We start from the raw sequence: 16023 nt of genomic DNA, 5'->3' as shown, positions 1-16023 counted from the left end.
TTCTTGGAACCGGGCATCGTCACCATGCAGGAGAGCACCACCAGGGTACCCGTAGATATATTTGACGCCTTCGTCACGCAAGAAGCGGACGAGCATCTCACCGCCAGATAAAAGCTCCACGTTGTTCACCTCTAAAACGCCAGAATACCGTCCACAAAAAAGGGGCGGGTCTTAATAGGTTTACTTCTCGGCAGAGCATGAGCGACGGTGGTCGCCGACTACGTCAGCACTGACTGAGCAAGTATTGGGATCGTCCCAAGTGTTGCGGGCCTTTCCCACCCAGCGCGAGGTAACGCGTTGCGGGTGTAACAGGTCGGCGCGGATGTGCGCCTCATGATCTACCGAGTGGGTCTGCTTCTGGCAGTCCCTCTACAGCGGACTTTGGATTCTTCTGTTTCGCCCTCTCCAAGTCAAGCCGTCTATGTGCTTAATTGTGGGTAAGCACATGAGAACGCAAGAAAAAACCTGAAAACCGCTACTCTGTTAGTGTCAATTGCGCAATTTTGCCAAGGAATCAGCATGCGAACGCTTCTCCTCACTCTGCTGATCGGCCTCAGCCCGTGGTGCATGGCCGCTCAAATCTACAAATGGGTCGACACCCAAGGTGTCACGCACTTCGATGCGCAGCCGCCACGGGGTCAGCCTTCCACCACCGTGCAGACACCCTCCTCGCCTGTGCCGAAACCTGCGGCGATGCCGGGTAGCGGCGCGCTCGGTGATCAGAAGGCAATCGATGACAAAGTGAAGAGGCAGGTCGCGGACCAACAGGCGCAGCTCAAGCAGTTTTGCGAGCAGGCACGCACCAATCTTGCGCAGTTGCAGAACAATCCGCGTTTGAGGGAGGAAGTGGAGGGGCAATTGCGCAGGTTGGATGATGCACAGCGTCAGGAGCGCATCGTAGAAGCGCAGAAGCAGATAGCAGAAAACTGCCAGTGATGACTGGCAGCTTCCGGGTTAGCGCGAGGCGGTGATCAGCAGGTCGAACTCTTTGAGCAGCACCTGCAGCTGTCGATCCTTGCCCTGCACGTTGCGCTGGGCGAAGACCATTTCGGCCATCTCCTGAATGCCCGAGGCATTCGGCAACGGCAGATCCTGCTCGAGGATCATCTTCATCCGCGGCAGGAAAATCCATTGCAGCCACTGCTCGAAATCGAGGGTGTCGACCGAAAACGGCTCGACACTGCTCAAGGCTTCGACCGATGGCTGAACTTCATCCCACCATCCCTGTGTGCGCAGTTCACGCTCGATCAGCAGCAACTGATCGGCGATTTTCGGGAAACGGGCATCCATCACAGCGAGACCTTGGCCTTCTGACGGGCCTGGGCTGCGCCAGCGGAGTCACCTTGTTTCTCACGGGACTGAGCGATGATCTCCCACAGATTGGCCTGCAAGTCCGGACGGCCGTTGGCCATGGTCAGCGCACGGCGAGCGAATTGCTCGGCTTGCGGCGCATCGCCTTGAGCCATGCGCACCTGCGCCAGACGATAAAGCACTTGCGGCTCACGCGGCGCGACACGCTGCGCACGCTCCAGACTGGAAGACGCACCATTGAGGTCGCCACCGGCCTGTTGCTGTTGAGCGGTGGTCAGCAAGGCAAGCACCGGGCCGTCCAGCTGCTCGTCCGCCGACAGACCGCCGCCACTGCTAGCGGAAGGAATACCACTCGGTGTCGAAGGCATGCTGTAGCTGCCGGAGTTGATCGGCGCCGACTCGACTGGCGAAGGATTGTAAGGCCCCGGCGTGATACCGCCCGACGCCGGACCCGGCACGATCGGCGAAGCACTGATCGGTGCCGATGTCGTCGCGCCGCCCCCCGGCACCATCACCACCACGCCGGTATCACCTTGCGGAATGGCTTGAGTCTGAGCCTGCGCAGGACGCTTGACCGTCGTTTGACGGAAGCCGCCATTGGCCGAAATGCGTTCGCTGTTGGACACCGCCGTACCCGAATCGACCACCGGGATCGAACCACGCTGTACGGTAGAGCAGCCGCTGAGCAAAGCCACGGCGGTCACCGCTGGAATCAACCACTTGTTCACTTGAAATCCTCTTTGCTTAATTCATCCAGCCCTTGACCCAATCCATCACCGATTCGCCGCTGGCAGGTGTTTCACCTGCACATGCGGCGCCGGGTGGCGGTTCGCTGCCGCGAATATACGGCATCTGCACCGCCCCCGGGCAGTTGGCATCGGAGCCTTGCCCGGTACGCGAATCGACCCACGCCTGTACGACATTGTCTGGCTGCGGCATGTCCAGCGGCAGCGGATCGGCCTTGCGCATGAAACTGGTCCAGACCTGCAACGCACCGGTGGCACCGGTGAATGGCGTCTTGCCGTTGTCGTCACGCCCCAGCCACACCACCGCCAGCAGATCCTGACTGAAACCGGCGAACCAGCTATCACGCGAGTCGTTACTGGTCCCGGTCTTGCCGGCCAGGTTGAGGGTTTTCGGCAGCACGTTATAAACCGAACTGCCGGTACCTTCACGCATGACCCGCTGCATGGCGTTCTGGATCAGGTAGATGGAAGCCGGATCGAAACGCTGTTGAATCTGGAACGGATAACGCTTGAGCGGCTCACCTTCGGCGGTCAGTACGCTGCGAATCCCGCGCATCGGCGTATTGAAACCACCGTTGGCCAGGGTCTGATACATGGCCGCCACTTCGATCGGGGTCATGCCGCCGGCACCCAGCAACATCGATGGATAAGCCGGGAATTCGCGTGTCACGCCCAGACGCGCCAAAGTCTTCAGCACATTTGGCACACCGACTTCGAGCCCGAGGCGCGAGGTCGAAAGGTTGTAGGAGTGGGCCAAACCTTGATAGAGGAATACGGTGCCGTGGGAACGGCGATCATAGTTCTGCGGCTTCCACACCTGACCGTCCGCGCCTTTGACTGACAGCGGATCATCTGACAGCCAACTGGTCAGCGTGTAATGGCTCGGTTTCTCCAGCGCGGTCAGATAAACCGCTGGCTTGATCAACGAGCCGATCGGCCGCACCGCATCCAGCGCCCGGTTGAAGCCGGCATAACTCGCCTGTCGGCTGCCGATCATCGCCTGGACTTCGCCGGTTTCCGGATTGGTTACGACCATCGCCGCTTCAACGTCATCGGAGCCTTTGCGCCCGGCCAGACGTTTAAAGGTGTCGTTGACTGACGCCTCGGCCTTCATCTGCAGGATCGGGTCGAAACTGGTGAAGATCCGCAGGCCTTCTTCGGTCAAGTCTTCGTCGCGATAATCTTCGCGCAATTGACGTTTGACCAGATCGATAAAGCCCGGGAAGGAGCTGTCGGCGAGTTTGCCGCGAGTGGTCACACCCAGCGGCATTTTCTTCGCCGCTTCAACCTGCTCGGCCGTTGCCACACCTTGCTGCTCAAGTACGTCGAGTACCAGATTGCGGCGCTCAAGCGCACGCTCCGGGTTGCGACGCGGGTTGTAGTAGGACGGGCCCTTGACCATACCGACCAGCAACGCAACCTGATGCAGTTTCAGCTCGGACAATGGCTGACCGAAGAAGAACTGGCTGGCCAGACCGAAGCCGTGCACCGCACGCTGGCCGTCCTGACCGACAAAGACCTCATTGAGGTAGGCCTCAAGGATTTCCTTCTTGTCGTAATGCACTTCCAGCAGCATCGCCATCATGGCTTCGGTGAGCTTGCGGCTGAGGCTGCGTTCGCCAGTCAGGTAGAAGTTTTTCACCAACTGCTGCGTCAGCGTACTGCCGCCCTGAGTCATCTTGCCGCCCGAAGTGTTGACCCAGATCGCACGTGCAATCGATTTCGGTGACACGCCCCAGTGGCTGTAGAAATCGCGGTCTTCGACGGCGACCAGGGTTTCCAGCAGGTACGGCGGCACCTGATCGAGCTTGATCAGAATGCGGTCTTCGAGATTCTTCGGATAAATCCCGCCGATCATCAGCGGTTCCAGTCGCACCACCGACAGCTTGGAGCCATTGGTCGCCGACAGCTCGGCGACGTAATCACCCGAGAAACGCACGCGCACCGGCTGCGCTTTTTCCAGTCCTTCATAGAACTGGAAGCCACGGGTATTCAAATCGACGGTGTTGCCGGAAACCGCTGCGGCGCCCGGGCCATTGCTGACGGCTTCACGGCGATAGCCGAGGGCATCGAGTTCGGTGAGGAAATCGTCCTTGCTGAGCTTTTGTCCGACGAACAGCTCGAGCGGGCGCGCGTACACCTTGGCCGGGATGGTCCAGCGCTTGCCGGAGAACTTCTCCTGCACCACGGCATCGAGGTAAACGGCGAAGCCGGCCAGCACCACAAGGCCGACCAGACTGAGTTTAATGGCCCAGCTCAGCCATGGGCGCAGGCCCTTGGATGGTGGTTTTTTCTTGGTACGGGGGGATCGAGTTCGAGTCATGGCGGCGGATTATACGCACTTTATTCATCCTCAACAGGAGCGCTCCGAGGTTTGCGTCGGGCTGGCGAGCGGCCATAATGGCGACCTCGAATTTCCCCCAGTCTCTGAAGGATCGCCCGTGAGCCAATCACTGATCGCTGCCCTGCAAAACCCGGCCCTTTACCCGCACCCCGTCGAAGGGTTCCAGGTCATCGAAACCCATATCTCGTGGGTGATCCTCACCGGCCCCTTCGCTTATAAAGTGAAGAAGCCCGTGAATTTCGGCTTCCTCGACTTCACTAACCTCGAATCGCGCGCACATTTCTGCGCTGAAGAGCTGCGCCTGAACCAGCGTCTGACCGACGATTTGTATCTGGAAGTGTTGCCGGTCACCGGCAGCATCGAAGCCCCGCAACTGGGCGGCGACGGTCCGGCCATCGAATACGTACTGAAAATGCGCCAGTTCCCGCAGACCGGTTTGCTCAGCACCCTGCAGGCCAATGGCGAGCTGACCACCCAGCACATCGATGAAATGGCCGAACAGATCGCCAAATTCCATCTCAACGCCCCCAAAGTCCCGGCCGAACACGACGCCGGCACCCCGGCCAGCGTGATGGCGCCGGTGTCGCAAAACTTCGAGCAGATCCTGCCGTTCCTCAGCGACAAGAACGATCTGCTGCAACTCGAAGCACTGAAAGCCTGGGCCGAAAGCAGCTTCGAACGCCTCAAGCCGCTGTTCACCCAGCGTAAAACCGAGGGTTTCACCCGTGAATGCCACGGTGATATCCACTTGGGCAACGCCACCGTCATCGACGGCAAAGTGGTGATCTTCGACTGCATCGAATTCAACGAACCGTTCCGCTTCACCGACGTCTGGGCCGACACCGGTTTCCTCGCGATGGACCTGGAAGATCGTGGCCTGAAATCGTTGGCGCGCCGCTTCATCAGCCAATACCTGGAGCTGACCGGCGACTATCAGGGCCTGGAAGTGCTGAACTTCTATAAAGCCTATCGCGCACTGGTTCGCGCCAAGGTTGCACTGTTCAGCATGCCGGCAGACGCGACTCCAGTGCAGCGCGCCACTACCCTGCGTCAGTACCGCAACTACGCCAACCTGGCGGAAAGTTACAGCACCATTCCTTCGCGTTTCATGGCTATCACCCACGGTGTTTCCGCTGTCGGTAAAAGCCACGTGGCCATGCGTCTGGTCGAAGCGCTGGGCGCGATCCGTCTGCGTTCCGATGTTGAGCGCAAGCGCCTGTTCGGCGAGCAAACCGTGGCCAATGATGTGCAGGCGGGCATTTATAGCGCCGACGCCAGCGCCAAGACTTACGCGCGCCTGCATGAGATCGCTGAAGTCATCCTGCACGCCGGTTTCCCGGTGGTCATCGATGCGACTTACCTCAAGCGTGAGCAACGCGACAGCGCCGCAAAAATCGCCGAAGCCACCGGTACACCTTTCCTGATCCTCGACTGCAACGCGCCGCAAGCGGTGATCGAGAGCTGGCTGGCGATTCGTCAGGCTGACCAAAAGGATCCGTCCGACGCCACACTGGCCGTGATCGAAGCCCAGCAGGCCAACCGCGAAGCACTGACGCCGGAAGAGATTCTGCGCAGCAAACGCGTGCAGACCAATGAATCCGGCACGCTGGACACCGTGGTCGCGCAGATCCGTCAGCGCCTGCCAGGCCTGTAAGAAACTATTTCGGCCGTGAAGCCCTCGCTTGCTTCACGGCCGTCAAATAGTGGCACTATACTGGCGCCATAAAACCAACGGTGATATGACATGAGCCAGCCGAAACTTCTCGACACCCCGCTGTATGCCTTGCTGCACAAAGATGACATCACAGGTTTCAATAAAGAGCGCCCGCAAGACGGACCAATCGACATGGTCGGCGGCGACTTCCGTGGCCTCGATCTGCGCGAACTGAACGCCGATGGCGTGGATTTCAGGGACGCGTATTTCCGTTCTGCCGATTTGCGTGGCATCGACTTCCGTAACGCATCGCTGGAGGGCGCAAGCCTTGCTCACGCGCAGATTTCCGGGGCGTACTTCCCGCCGGAGCTGAGTGCTGACGAGATTCTGATGTCGATGAATTTCGGCACGCGCCTGCGTTATCGCACTCGTTGAGATAACCATCCAGTTCCTCCCCCTGTAGGAGTGAGCCTGCTCGCGATGGCGGCTCAACATTCAACTAATGTGTTGCCTGTCTGTCCGCCATCGCGAGCAGGCTCGCACCTTCATTGATATGTATTTCTTCCCGCCTTTCTGCGTTCGCAGGTCTTCGGCGCCTCTGCGGCGCACTTTCTTAGAAGCGTTTGAGTTGAATCCGACCAAACAACCACGCTTTTCCTACTGATGGCTACACTCCTGAGAAGCTCGCCCACGCACCATTCGGCCGTCGCAAGGAGGCTTGATGAATGATGAACTGCAACACCTGAAGAATCTTGGCAAGACGTCGGCGCAATGGCTGCATGCCGTGGGCATCCACAGCGCTTCGGACTTGCGGCGCCTGGGCGCTGTCGATGCCTACCGGGCCGTGCGTACCCGCGGGTTTCGTGCATCGAAGGTGTTGCTGTATGCGATCGAGGGCGCGCTGATGGATGTGCATTGGAACGACATCCCGGCCGAACGCAAGGACGCCTTGAACAAGCAACTCGAAGCCATTTCCTCGCGTCACAAGAATTGAACGGGCGCTGACCGTCATGTACCTGCTTGGGGAACAATCGGCGCTTGCCGACGCATTGATCAACCGCTTGCAGAGTTTGCCTGCACAGTGGCTGCAAGGCCTCGAACCGTGCGGGCCGGCGCTTGAGCTGGAGGCGACTGAGGACTTGATGACGCAGTTGCCCGGCGATCAGTTGTTTTTGCTGACTGAAGGTGTGATCACCGGATACATCGGCGCACGCGCACTGTTTTATTGGCAGGAGGGTGACTTCATCGGCCTTCTGCGCGGTGATGACTGGGGCGATTCGCGCCTGTGCAGTGACGGGCCGTTGCGTGTGACGCCCTATCGGCGCAGTGATGTGTTGCAGCATTTGTTTGCCGACGCCAACCGGGCGGAACAATTTCTCCAATACATGCTGGGGCAAATGGCTTTGCTCGCCCACGCGGTGGCCGAGCTGAAACCGCGGGAGTTTCGCAGCACCAACGGCTTCAAACGGGTCGAGGCCGGTGAAATCCTGATTCACCAGGGCGCTGCCGCCGATCATGTATTTGTGATCATCGACGGGCATGCCGAAGCTTTTGTCGACGGGCAGAAGGTTGGCGAAGTGCCCAAGGACGAAATTTTTGGTGCCATGGCTGTGTTCACTGGAGAACCGCGTAACGCGACCGTGATTGCCCGCGAACGCAGTACGGTGATGTTGATTCCCGCTGATCAGTTTTTGAGCATGACCCGCAGCAATCCGAAGATCGCCCACAGCCTGATCGAGAGCATGGCCCGGCGTATCGACCAACTCAACCGTCAGATCATTCAGTTGAGCGCAACGCCGAGCCCTTCATTTACAGGGCAATCAGGCCATTCCAGAGACCAGATAAAATAAATGCAGAAACAGCGGTTGACTTGGTAATGAGAATCGCTATGATTATCACAACTGGTCGCGAGATCAGTCGATATTCTGAAAAGCCCTTGGTTCGTACTCTCAGATTATCTCCTCATCAGGCTAATCACGGTTATTTGACCCGGTTTTTACCGGGTCTTTTTTTTGCCTGTGGAAAAGTCATTTGCCGAACTGTTTGCGCATCTCTTCACAGTAATCGCGCTTGGGCGTCGCCGGTGTGTACCAGACGTAATCGGCCATCTTCGCGGTAACGTCGGCACCCTGCTCCGCCAGCATCAGCACCGTGGGCGCCTGCGCGCCCAAGTCCACAACATGCAGCGGCACCCCGACATCCTTGCGCGCATGCCACGCACCGGCCAGCAACAAGGAAGGGATCGGCGCTGCCAATAGACGCTCGGCCATGCGTCGGTCACGTTGTTGCTGAACCGCCAGCATCGCTGGCATCTGCGACTCAGGCAGCAAGCCACAGTGAGACTCGCTGATCTGCCCCAGCAGAGTCGTCTTCACGTCTTCAGCATTGCTGCGCTGACCGTTCAAGACTGGCGGATTGCGATAGAACGCGCGGATTTCAGGGTTATCCAGATTGGCCGCCAGCAACGGGTAAGGTTGTGTGAGAGCGAAGCGGACCATTGGCCCATAAAGATTCCAGTCCCAACCGTCCTGCCAGGCCAGCGCGCCAGGAAGATCGTTGGGCAACTGCGCGGGTTGCCGCACCGCATCCACCTTCGGCTGCTGATCCGGCGTGAGCATTTCCAAAAGCAGACTTCCCTGAGAACGCTGCTCGCCGAGCGACTGCAGCAGCCACAACTCGGCGGCGTGGTGATCGGCTTTGTCATGCTGCTCGCCGATGATTACTCGCTCAGGCTTGGCCAGACGTTTGAGTAATTGCTGCGCCGTCAGCACCTCGCCACTGTGCAGATCGCGAATCTCGCCACCGATTGGCGGCGGCGCTGCTACATGCTGACATCCCGCAAGCCACAACATCGCCAACAGCCACATCCCACGCATGCACTCACCTCGACGAAACATTCAGCGGGCGATGATCAGCGGATGCCCACGCTCCGGGTGCGGCTGCACCAGCACTTCGAGACCAAACACGTCTTTAAGGGTATCCGGTCGCAGCACTTGCTGCGGCGTATCCAGTGCGACCGGTTGTCCGCCCTCAAGCAGCAACACGCGATCACAATAACGCGCCGCCAGATTCAGATCATGCAGGATCACCATCACTGCCGCCCCACGGTCGGCAAACTCGCGCACCGCCTGCAGGGTGGTGTGTTGATGCAGCGGATCAAGCATCGACGTCGGCTCATCCAGCAGCAGCGTTTGCCCGACCTGCCCCGGCCAGAGTTGCGCCAACACCCGCGCCAGATGCACGCGCTGACGCTCGCCACCCGACAACGCCAGATAACTGCGTCCGCTCAAATGCCCGGCATCTGCCGCTGTCAGTGCTGCGGCAACAATCTCGTCATCACGCACTCGACCACTCTGATAAGGCAAGCGACCCATGCCGACCACTTCTTCAACACGAAAGGCAAAATCCAGTGTCGACACCTGCGGTAACACAGCCAATCGCTGAGCGCGCTGTGTGCCCGTCCAGTGCGCCAATGTTTCACCATCGAGCGAGACTTCACCCTCACTCGCCACCAACTCACCACACAAGGCACCGAGCAAGGTGCTCTTACCGGCGCCGTTGGGCCCCAGCACACCGAGCACTTCGCCCGGTTCGAGTTGCAGGGTGACGCCGCTGAGCACAGCCTTGCGGCCACGCAGGATGTGCAGATTGTGCGCACGCAACATCAGGCACGCCCTCGCAGCAGCAGATAAAGGAAGAACGGCGCGCCGATAAACGCCGTGACAATACCGATCGGCAACTCCGCCGGGGCCAGCGCCAGCCGCGCCACCAGGTCGGCCAGCAACAACAGGCTCGCCCCGGCCAGCACCGAGGCCGGCAGTAACACACGATGATCAGGCCCCGCGAGCAAGCGCACCAGATGCGGCACCACCAGCCCGACAAAACCGATCATCCCCGCCGCCGCCACCGCCGCGCCGACGCCCAGCGCCGTACAGAACACCAGTTCGCGCTTGAGCCGTTCGACATCAATTCCCAGATGCCCGGCCTCGGACTCACCCAACAGCAAGGCATTCAGCGCTTTCGCCCGACGCGGCAACCACAGCGCAACGCCTGCACTGATGATCAGCAAGGGCCACAGCCGCGCATAACTGGCGCCATTGAGGCTGCCGAGGTTCCAGAACGTCAGCGTGCGCAACGTCGCGTCATCCGCCAGATAGGTGAACAGGCCGACTGCCGAACTGGCCAGCGCCGTCAGCGCAATCCCCGCCAGCAACATGGTCGCGACATTTGTTTGCCCGTTGCGCCGACCGAGCCGATACACCAGCGCGGTCACCCCGAGCCCGCCCAGAAATGCACACACCGACAGCAGATAAGGCCCGAACCACTCCGGCAAGCCACCGAAAAACGAGCCGCCAACAATCGCGATCGCCGCACCCAACGCGGCGCCACTGGACACCCCGACCAGCCCCGGGTCCGCCAGCGGATTACGGAAAAGCCCCTGCATCGCCACACCCGACAACGCCAACACTCCGCCAACCGCCAGCCCGAGCAGGGTTCGCGGCAAACGAATCTGCCCGAGAATCAGCTCAGCCTGCTCCAGGCCGTCCGGCGCCAGCGGCACGCCGACCAGACGCAACGCCGCGCGCAGGGTATCGAACAGCGGCAGGCTGACCGGCCCCAGCGCGAGCGACAGCCAGATCGCCGATAAACACAGGAGCGTCAGGCCAATGAACAGGCCACGGGGCTTTACCAGTGTGGTCATTGGCCGCTCTTGGCCGGGTAAAAACCGTCAGACAGGCTTTTCAACGCTGCCGGTAATCGCGGCCCGAGCCCGCCAACCAGCAATGTCGGATCAAGCTCCAGCACACGCCCGGCCTTGGCCGCGCGACTGGAATTGAGGATCGGGTTTTCCTTGAACAACGCGGCTTTCGCCGCATCACCGGTCAACGCCCGGTCGGCGAACACCAGCACTTCAGGATCAAGGCTGGCGAGGGACTCCACGGAGAATGGCTTGTAGCCCGTATGTGTCGCGAGGTTATGCCCGCCCGCCTGTTGCAGCAGCCAGTCGGCGGCGGTGTCCTTGCCGGCGATCAACGGTTTGCCACCGGCATGGCCGAGCAACAACAGCACGCCCGGCGCCTTCTGCTTGGCCTGTGCTTGTGCAACCCGCGCTTTCTGCGCATCGAGTTGCTGTTGATAACGTTGCAGCAACTGCGCAGCCTGAGACTCGGCGCCGAGCAATTGGCCCAGATGAGTGACGTTCTTTTGCAGTGTCGGCAGATCCGGCTGAGCCGAGAACAATTCCACCTGCACCTTGGCTGCTTTCACCTGCGACAGCACCGGTGGCGGACCCATTTCTTCGGTGCCGATGAGAATATCCGGGCGCAGACTGAGAATGCCCTCGGCAGAAAGACTGCGCTGATAACCGATGCTCGGCAGCGACTTCAATGTTTCGGGATGCTGGCTGGTGGTGTCGACGCCCACCAGTTTCGACTCGCCACCCAATGCACTGACCCACTCTGACAGCGCACCACCGGCACTGACCCAACGTTGCGGCAATTCAGCCGATGCGGCCTGAAGACTGACGAAAAGTCCGGCACACAGCACAGCAACGCGGGTACTCAGGCGCATAACAGCTTCCTTGAACAAGGTTTTCCCGGGCATCAGGATGACAGGCCAAGTATCCTCGGCATCGGGCAGACGCCTTTGGGCGATGGCCGCCATTTGATAATTGTTTGCATTTAAACGTCAAGCTCGGACATATCCGGACACGAGCGGACATTAGAGGATAGCCATGAAGTTTCTCTGCGCGGGTGTCGAGCTGGCCGAGGCCGGCAGCCGCGGTTTCGATATCGCCGGCAAAAAGCTGTTCGCCGTGCGCCGTAATGGCCAGGCGTATGTCTACCTGAATCGCTGCCCGCACCGGGGCGTGGGACTCGAATGGCATCCCGACCAGTTTCTCGACCCGAGCAACAGCCTGATCCAGTGCGCGACCCATGGCGCACTGTTTCTGATCGAGGACGGCGAATGTGTTGCCGGGCCCTGCGCCGGGCAATCGCTGACGGCTATTCCTTGTCGCGAGGATGCGCAGGGCCTGTGGATCGATGTTTAACCGTTGAGCAGCACGTCGAGTCGCCGGTCGATGACCATCTCTTGATGATTCAGCCGCACCCCATAAGCCAAGACCTCGACCCCATCGGCGACCGCTTCGCGTAACGCATCGGCGTAGGCCGAATCGATCTCCACCGCAGGACGCACCGCCTCAATCCCGGTGAGATTTACGCAATACAACTGCACCGCACGAATCCCGTCCCGCGCCAGATGCGCCAGCTCGCGCAAATGCTTGGCGCCGCGTTGCGTGACGGCATCGGGAAACGCCGCCACATTGGTGCCATCAAAGCCCAGGGTGACGCTTTTCACTTCTACATAAGCGGGGCCGCTCGGGTATTCGAGACGAAAATCGATGCGGCTCTTTTCCTGCCCGTACGCCACTTCGCGCTTCAACGCGGTAAACCCGTTCAGCTCGCTGATGACGCCGGCCTGCAAGGCTTCTTCGACCAGCCCGTTGGCGCGTCCGGTGTTCACACAAAACAACCGCCCCTGCGGGGTTTCGCCGATCTCCCAGGTACCGGGCAATTTGCGTTTAGGGTCATTGGAGCGACTGAACCAGACCTGCCCGCCTTCGACCTGACAATTAAGCATCGAGCCAGTGTTCGGACAGTGAATGGTCAACAATTCGCCACCAACCGTTTCGACGTCGGCGAGAAAGCGCTTGTAACGACGGATCAGCCGCGCCTCTTCCAGAGGAGGATAAAAGCGCATCAGCCTTGCCAGCTCTTCAAGCCACGGGCGATCCGTTCCACCGCTTCCTGTAAGCGAGGGAGGTTTTGCGTGTAGGCAAAACGCACATGGTGGCTGGCCTGATAGCGGCCGAAATCCAGTCCCGGGGTAAACGCCACATGCTCGGTTTCAAGGAAATGGCGGCAGAACGCGAAGGCATCGCCGCCGAACTTGCTGATATCGGCATACAAGTAAAAAGCACCTTCCGGCTCGACGGCGATGTTGAAACCCAATTCGCGCAACGCGGGCAGGAGGAAGTCCCGACGCCGACCAAATTCAGCCCGGCGCTCTTCGAGAATGGCAATGGTGTCCGGCTCGAAACAGGCCAGTGCCGCGTACTGCGCCATGCTCGGCGCGCTGATGTAGAGGTTTTGCGCCAGTTTCTCCAACTCGCTGACCGCCGCATCCGGTGCGACCAGCCAGCCCAGGCGCCAGCCGGTCATGCCGAAGTACTTGGAGAAACTGTTGAGGACGAAGGCGCTGTCATCGACTTCCAGCACGCTCGCCGCATCGGTGCCATAAGTCAGGCCGTGGTAGATCTCGTCGACGACCAGATGCCCGTGTCGCGCCTTGATGGCTGTGGATAACCCGGCCAGCTCATCGCGGGTCAGGATCGTCCCCGTCGGGTTGGCCGGCGAGGCCACCAATGCACCGACGCTGTCGTGATCCCAATGCCGCGCAACCAGGTCCGGCGTCAGTTGGTAGCGCACATCCGGGCCTACCGGCACGAGCTGCGCCGCACCTTCGACCAGACGCAGAAAGTGCCGGTTACACGGATACCCTGGATCGGCCAACAGCCAGTGCTTGCCGGGATCGACCAGCAACGCGCTAGCCAGCAACAAGGCACCGGAGCCACCGGGCGTGATCAGAATTCGCCGCGGATCAATGTTCAGCCCGTAACGCGACTGATAAAAACCGGAAATCGCCTCGCGCAGTTCAGGAATGCCGCGTGCGGCGGTGTAACGCGTCTTGCCCGCCGTCAGCGCCGCTTGCCCTGCGCGGATGATTGGCTCGGCCGTAGTGAAGTCCGGTTCGCCAATTTCCAGATGGATAACGTCGTGCCCTTCAGCCTGCAATTCATTGGCCCGCGCCAGCAGCGCCATCACATGGAACGGTTCGATCGCACGACTGCGCGCACTGTAGGGCTGAGCCATTGGATTTCCTTCGACGGGGAAAAAGAGACGATTCTACTCATCTCCCGGAACGAGCGAGAACCCACCGCGGTCACAGCCTCAAGAACGCTGGACTGTAACGATATGAGCGTACGCTCCAGGATTGACTAAAATCAGTGATTGAACAGGTCTCCCACACCGCCAGACACGGCTTGCCAAACATTTGCAAGCGCCACCCGCCGGGGGCTCGACATCCGGGAGTAGCGCAGGCCGAATTGATCTGGTAAGTTCGCCCGCTTGCAGCCGCAGGGCCGGCAGGTGTCGGTGATGGAGCAATCCTGCGCAATGGATTACAAGAGTAGAGGCGGTCCATTTCATGCCCACCCAAGCAAAGCAACAGCAGCAAGCGACGATCAGCGGCTTCGAACCTTACGTTCCGAAGGCCGGCGAAGAGTACATGGGCGCCCCCATGCGCGCGCACTTCACCAAGATCCTGAACAAGTGGAAACAGGACTTGATGCAGGAAGTCGACCGTACTGTTGATCACATGAAAGACGAAGCGGCCAACTTTCCTGACCCGGCCGACCGTGCCAGTCAGGAAGAAGAATTCGCCCTCGAGCTGCGCGCCCGCGACCGCGAGCGCAAGTTGATCAAGAAGATCGACAAGACGCTGGAGCTGATTCAGGACGAAGAATACGGCTGGTGCGAGTCCTGCGGCATCGAGATCGGCGTCAAGCGCCTCGAAGCCCGTCCGACTGCGGATCTGTGCATCGACTGCAAGACCTTGGCGGAAATCAAGGAAAAGCAGGTCGGCAAGTAATCTCGACCTGAACGAAAAACGGAGCGTGCGAACGCTCCGTTTTTGTTTCTGCCTTTTACCTGCCTTCTCTGTCTTCTCTGCCTTTGTGGGAGGGGGCTTGCTCCCGAATGCGGTGTGTCATAAACACAGTTGTTGACTGATTAACCGCATTCGGGAGCAAGCCCCCTCCCACAAGGTAGTGCGCACAAGCCCTGAAAAAGTACTATCGCTCCCATGACTGCCAAAACCTCTCCCGCCTACATCGGCCGTTTCGCCCCCACGCCCAGTGGCCACTTGCACTTCGGCTCGCTGGTTGCTGCCCTCGCCTCTTACCTCGATGCGCGTTCGGTCGGCGGTCGCTGGCTGGTGCGCATGGAGGATCTCGATCCGCCGCGCGAAGAACCCGGCGCACAAGCGGCGATTCTCAAGGCGCTGGAAAGCTACGGCTTCGAATGGGATGGCGAGATGGTGCGCCAGAGCGATCGGCACGACGCCTACGCCGAAGTCCTCAACAGCCTGTTCAATCACGGTCTCGCTTACGCCTGCACCTGTTCGCGCAAGCAACTGGAGCCTTATCACGGCATTTATCCGGGACTGTGCCGCAATGCCGGGCATGACCAGCAAGACGCCGCCATCCGCCTGCGCGTGCCGGAGCTGGAATACCACTTCATCGACCGTGTGCAGGGCGAATACCGTCAGCATCTGGGCCGCGATGTCGGCGATTTCGTCATCCGTCGCCGCGACGGCCTCTACGCCTATCAATTGGCCGTGGTCCTCGACGATGCCTGGCAAGGCATCACCGATATCGTCCGTGGTGCCGATCTGCTCGACTCGACGCCGCGCCAGCTTTACCTGCAAGAACTGCTGGGCCTGCGTCAGCCACGCTATCTGCACCTGCCGCTGATCACTCAACCGGACGGCAACAAGCTCGGCAAATCCTACCGTTCGCCGCCGCTCGAAGCGGATCAAGCCACACCGTTACTGCTGCGAGCCCTGCGCGCATTGGGGCAAAACCCTGGCCCCGAGCTGGTCCATGCCACGCCGCAGGAACTGCTCACTTGGGGCAGCACCCACTGGGACGCAAGCAAGATCCCGCGCACACTGACCCTCCCCGAAGCGCAACTGTCATGACGACACTTGCAGTCGCGCCGCCATCCGTTACCATCGCCGCACGTTTTCGGGCACGCGCATAAAAAAGAGAGGCCGGGATGTACATCTATCGCTTGGTCCTGCTTTTGGTCGTGGGGATCTATCTGTTTTCTCCCGCCATCATGGAT

Annotated in this window: 18 protein-coding genes; 8 read left to right on the top strand and 10 right to left on the bottom strand. The window is 60.1% G+C overall.

Annotated elements, in window-relative coordinates; all coding sequences use genetic code 11:
* On the bottom strand, positions 1-120 hold a 120-nt coding region (locus ACIONG_RS17690; protein ID WP_401301466.1), incomplete at its 3' end, for a hypothetical protein.
* Between the two features lie 399 nt (positions 121-519).
* Between ACIONG_RS17690 and ACIONG_RS17685 the strand changes: the two genes are divergently transcribed.
* On the top strand, positions 520-936 hold the full coding sequence (locus ACIONG_RS17685) for a DUF4124 domain-containing protein (RefSeq protein WP_315446339.1): 417 nt from the start codon (positions 520-522) through the stop codon (positions 934-936).
* A gap of 18 nt (positions 937-954) precedes the next feature.
* On the opposite strand, the gene ACIONG_RS17680 is transcribed toward ACIONG_RS17685, so the two are convergent.
* Genes ACIONG_RS17680 through mrcB form a run of 3 tightly spaced genes read right to left on the bottom strand, consistent with a single transcriptional unit; the run spans position 955 to position 4380 of the window.
* Positions 955-1290, bottom strand: a complete 336-nt coding sequence (locus tag ACIONG_RS17680) for a YqcC family protein (protein ID WP_103306565.1) — start codon at positions 1288-1290, stop codon at positions 955-957.
* Positions 1290-2039: a hypothetical protein gene (locus ACIONG_RS17675; protein WP_103306564.1), complete on the bottom strand. Its 750-nt coding sequence runs from the start codon at positions 2037-2039 to the stop codon at positions 1290-1292. The genes ACIONG_RS17680 and ACIONG_RS17675 overlap by 1 nt, the downstream gene beginning before the upstream one ends.
* A 16-nt stretch (positions 2040-2055) precedes the next feature.
* Positions 2056-4380 carry a penicillin-binding protein 1B gene (gene mrcB / locus ACIONG_RS17670; protein WP_401301458.1) on the bottom strand — a complete coding sequence of 775 codons (2325 nt, stop codon included), beginning with the start codon at positions 4378-4380 and terminating at the stop codon, positions 2056-2058.
* Positions 4381-4498: 118 nt separating this feature from the next.
* On the opposite strand from mrcB, the gene ACIONG_RS17665 reads away from it, so the two are divergent.
* The 4 genes from ACIONG_RS17665 (at position 4499) to ACIONG_RS17650 (ending at position 7905) form a co-directional block, all read left to right on the top strand.
* A complete protein-coding gene (locus ACIONG_RS17665; protein WP_401301455.1) occupies positions 4499-6055 on the top strand; it encodes an AAA family ATPase in 1557 nt (518 codons plus the stop codon).
* Between the two features lie 90 nt (positions 6056-6145).
* The gene (locus ACIONG_RS17660) at positions 6146-6490 is read left to right on the top strand and encodes a pentapeptide repeat-containing protein (protein WP_007909940.1); all 345 of its coding nucleotides are present in this window, start codon (positions 6146-6148) and stop codon (positions 6488-6490) included.
* Positions 6491-6776: 286 nt separating this feature from the next.
* On the top strand, positions 6777-7049 hold the full coding sequence (locus ACIONG_RS17655) for a TfoX/Sxy family protein (RefSeq protein WP_003228231.1): 273 nt from the start codon (positions 6777-6779) through the stop codon (positions 7047-7049).
* Positions 7050-7065: 16 nt separating this feature from the next.
* Entirely contained in the window at positions 7066-7905 is an 840-nt protein-coding gene (locus ACIONG_RS17650) for a Crp/Fnr family transcriptional regulator (RefSeq protein ID WP_401301452.1), read from the top strand.
* 177 nt (positions 7906-8082) lie between these two features.
* On the opposite strand, the gene ACIONG_RS17645 is transcribed toward ACIONG_RS17650, so the two are convergent.
* Genes ACIONG_RS17645 through ACIONG_RS17630 form a run of 4 tightly spaced genes read right to left on the bottom strand, consistent with a single transcriptional unit; the run spans position 8083 to position 11626 of the window.
* Complete coding sequence (locus tag ACIONG_RS17645) at positions 8083-8931, bottom strand: ChaN family lipoprotein (protein WP_401301449.1); 849 nt, start codon at positions 8929-8931, stop codon at positions 8083-8085.
* A gap of 21 nt (positions 8932-8952) precedes the next feature.
* Positions 8953-9720 (bottom strand): heme ABC transporter ATP-binding protein, encoded by a 768-nt coding sequence (locus ACIONG_RS17640; RefSeq protein WP_103306560.1) that lies wholly within the window; start codon positions 9718-9720, stop codon positions 8953-8955.
* Positions 9720-10757, bottom strand: coding sequence for an iron ABC transporter permease (locus ACIONG_RS17635; protein ID WP_315446334.1), 1038 nt, complete (start codon positions 10755-10757; stop codon positions 9720-9722). Before ACIONG_RS17635 ends, ACIONG_RS17640 begins: the two co-directional genes overlap by 1 nt.
* Positions 10754-11626 (bottom strand): hemin ABC transporter substrate-binding protein, encoded by an 873-nt coding sequence (locus ACIONG_RS17630; protein ID WP_401301445.1) that lies wholly within the window; start codon positions 11624-11626, stop codon positions 10754-10756. Before ACIONG_RS17630 ends, ACIONG_RS17635 begins: the two co-directional genes overlap by 4 nt.
* Before the next feature lie 163 nt (positions 11627-11789).
* On the opposite strand from ACIONG_RS17630, the gene ACIONG_RS17625 reads away from it, so the two are divergent.
* Positions 11790-12107, top strand: coding sequence for a Rieske (2Fe-2S) protein (locus ACIONG_RS17625; RefSeq protein WP_103306557.1), 318 nt, complete (start codon positions 11790-11792; stop codon positions 12105-12107).
* On the opposite strand, the gene sfsA is transcribed toward ACIONG_RS17625, so the two are convergent.
* Both sfsA and ACIONG_RS17615 read right to left on the bottom strand, forming a co-directional pair.
* Positions 12104-12817 (bottom strand): DNA/RNA nuclease SfsA, encoded by a 714-nt coding sequence (gene sfsA / locus ACIONG_RS17620; protein ID WP_213026607.1) that lies wholly within the window; start codon positions 12815-12817, stop codon positions 12104-12106. The genes ACIONG_RS17625 and sfsA overlap by 4 nt on opposite strands.
* Positions 12817-13989 carry a pyridoxal phosphate-dependent aminotransferase gene (locus ACIONG_RS17615; protein ID WP_103306555.1) on the bottom strand — a complete coding sequence of 391 codons (1173 nt, stop codon included), beginning with the start codon at positions 13987-13989 and terminating at the stop codon, positions 12817-12819. The genes sfsA and ACIONG_RS17615 overlap by 1 nt, the downstream gene beginning before the upstream one ends.
* A 334-nt stretch (positions 13990-14323) precedes the next feature.
* Between ACIONG_RS17615 and dksA the strand changes: the two genes are divergently transcribed.
* On the top strand, positions 14324-14767 hold the full coding sequence (dksA, locus tag ACIONG_RS17610) for an RNA polymerase-binding protein DksA (RefSeq protein ID WP_003228250.1): 444 nt from the start codon (positions 14324-14326) through the stop codon (positions 14765-14767).
* Positions 14768-14980: 213 nt separating this feature from the next.
* A complete protein-coding gene (gene gluQRS, locus ACIONG_RS17605) occupies positions 14981-15877 on the top strand; it encodes a tRNA glutamyl-Q(34) synthetase GluQRS (RefSeq protein ID WP_401301440.1) in 897 nt (298 codons plus the stop codon).
* The last annotated feature ends 146 nt before the right edge of the window (positions 15878-16023 follow it).

The organism is Pseudomonas sp. NPDC087817, assembly GCF_044742875.1.
GTDB lineage: Bacteria > Pseudomonadota > Gammaproteobacteria > Pseudomonadales > Pseudomonadaceae > Aquipseudomonas.
The sequence above is the reverse complement of the archived record's forward strand: the minus strand, read 5'-3'. Positions and strand labels throughout refer to the sequence as shown.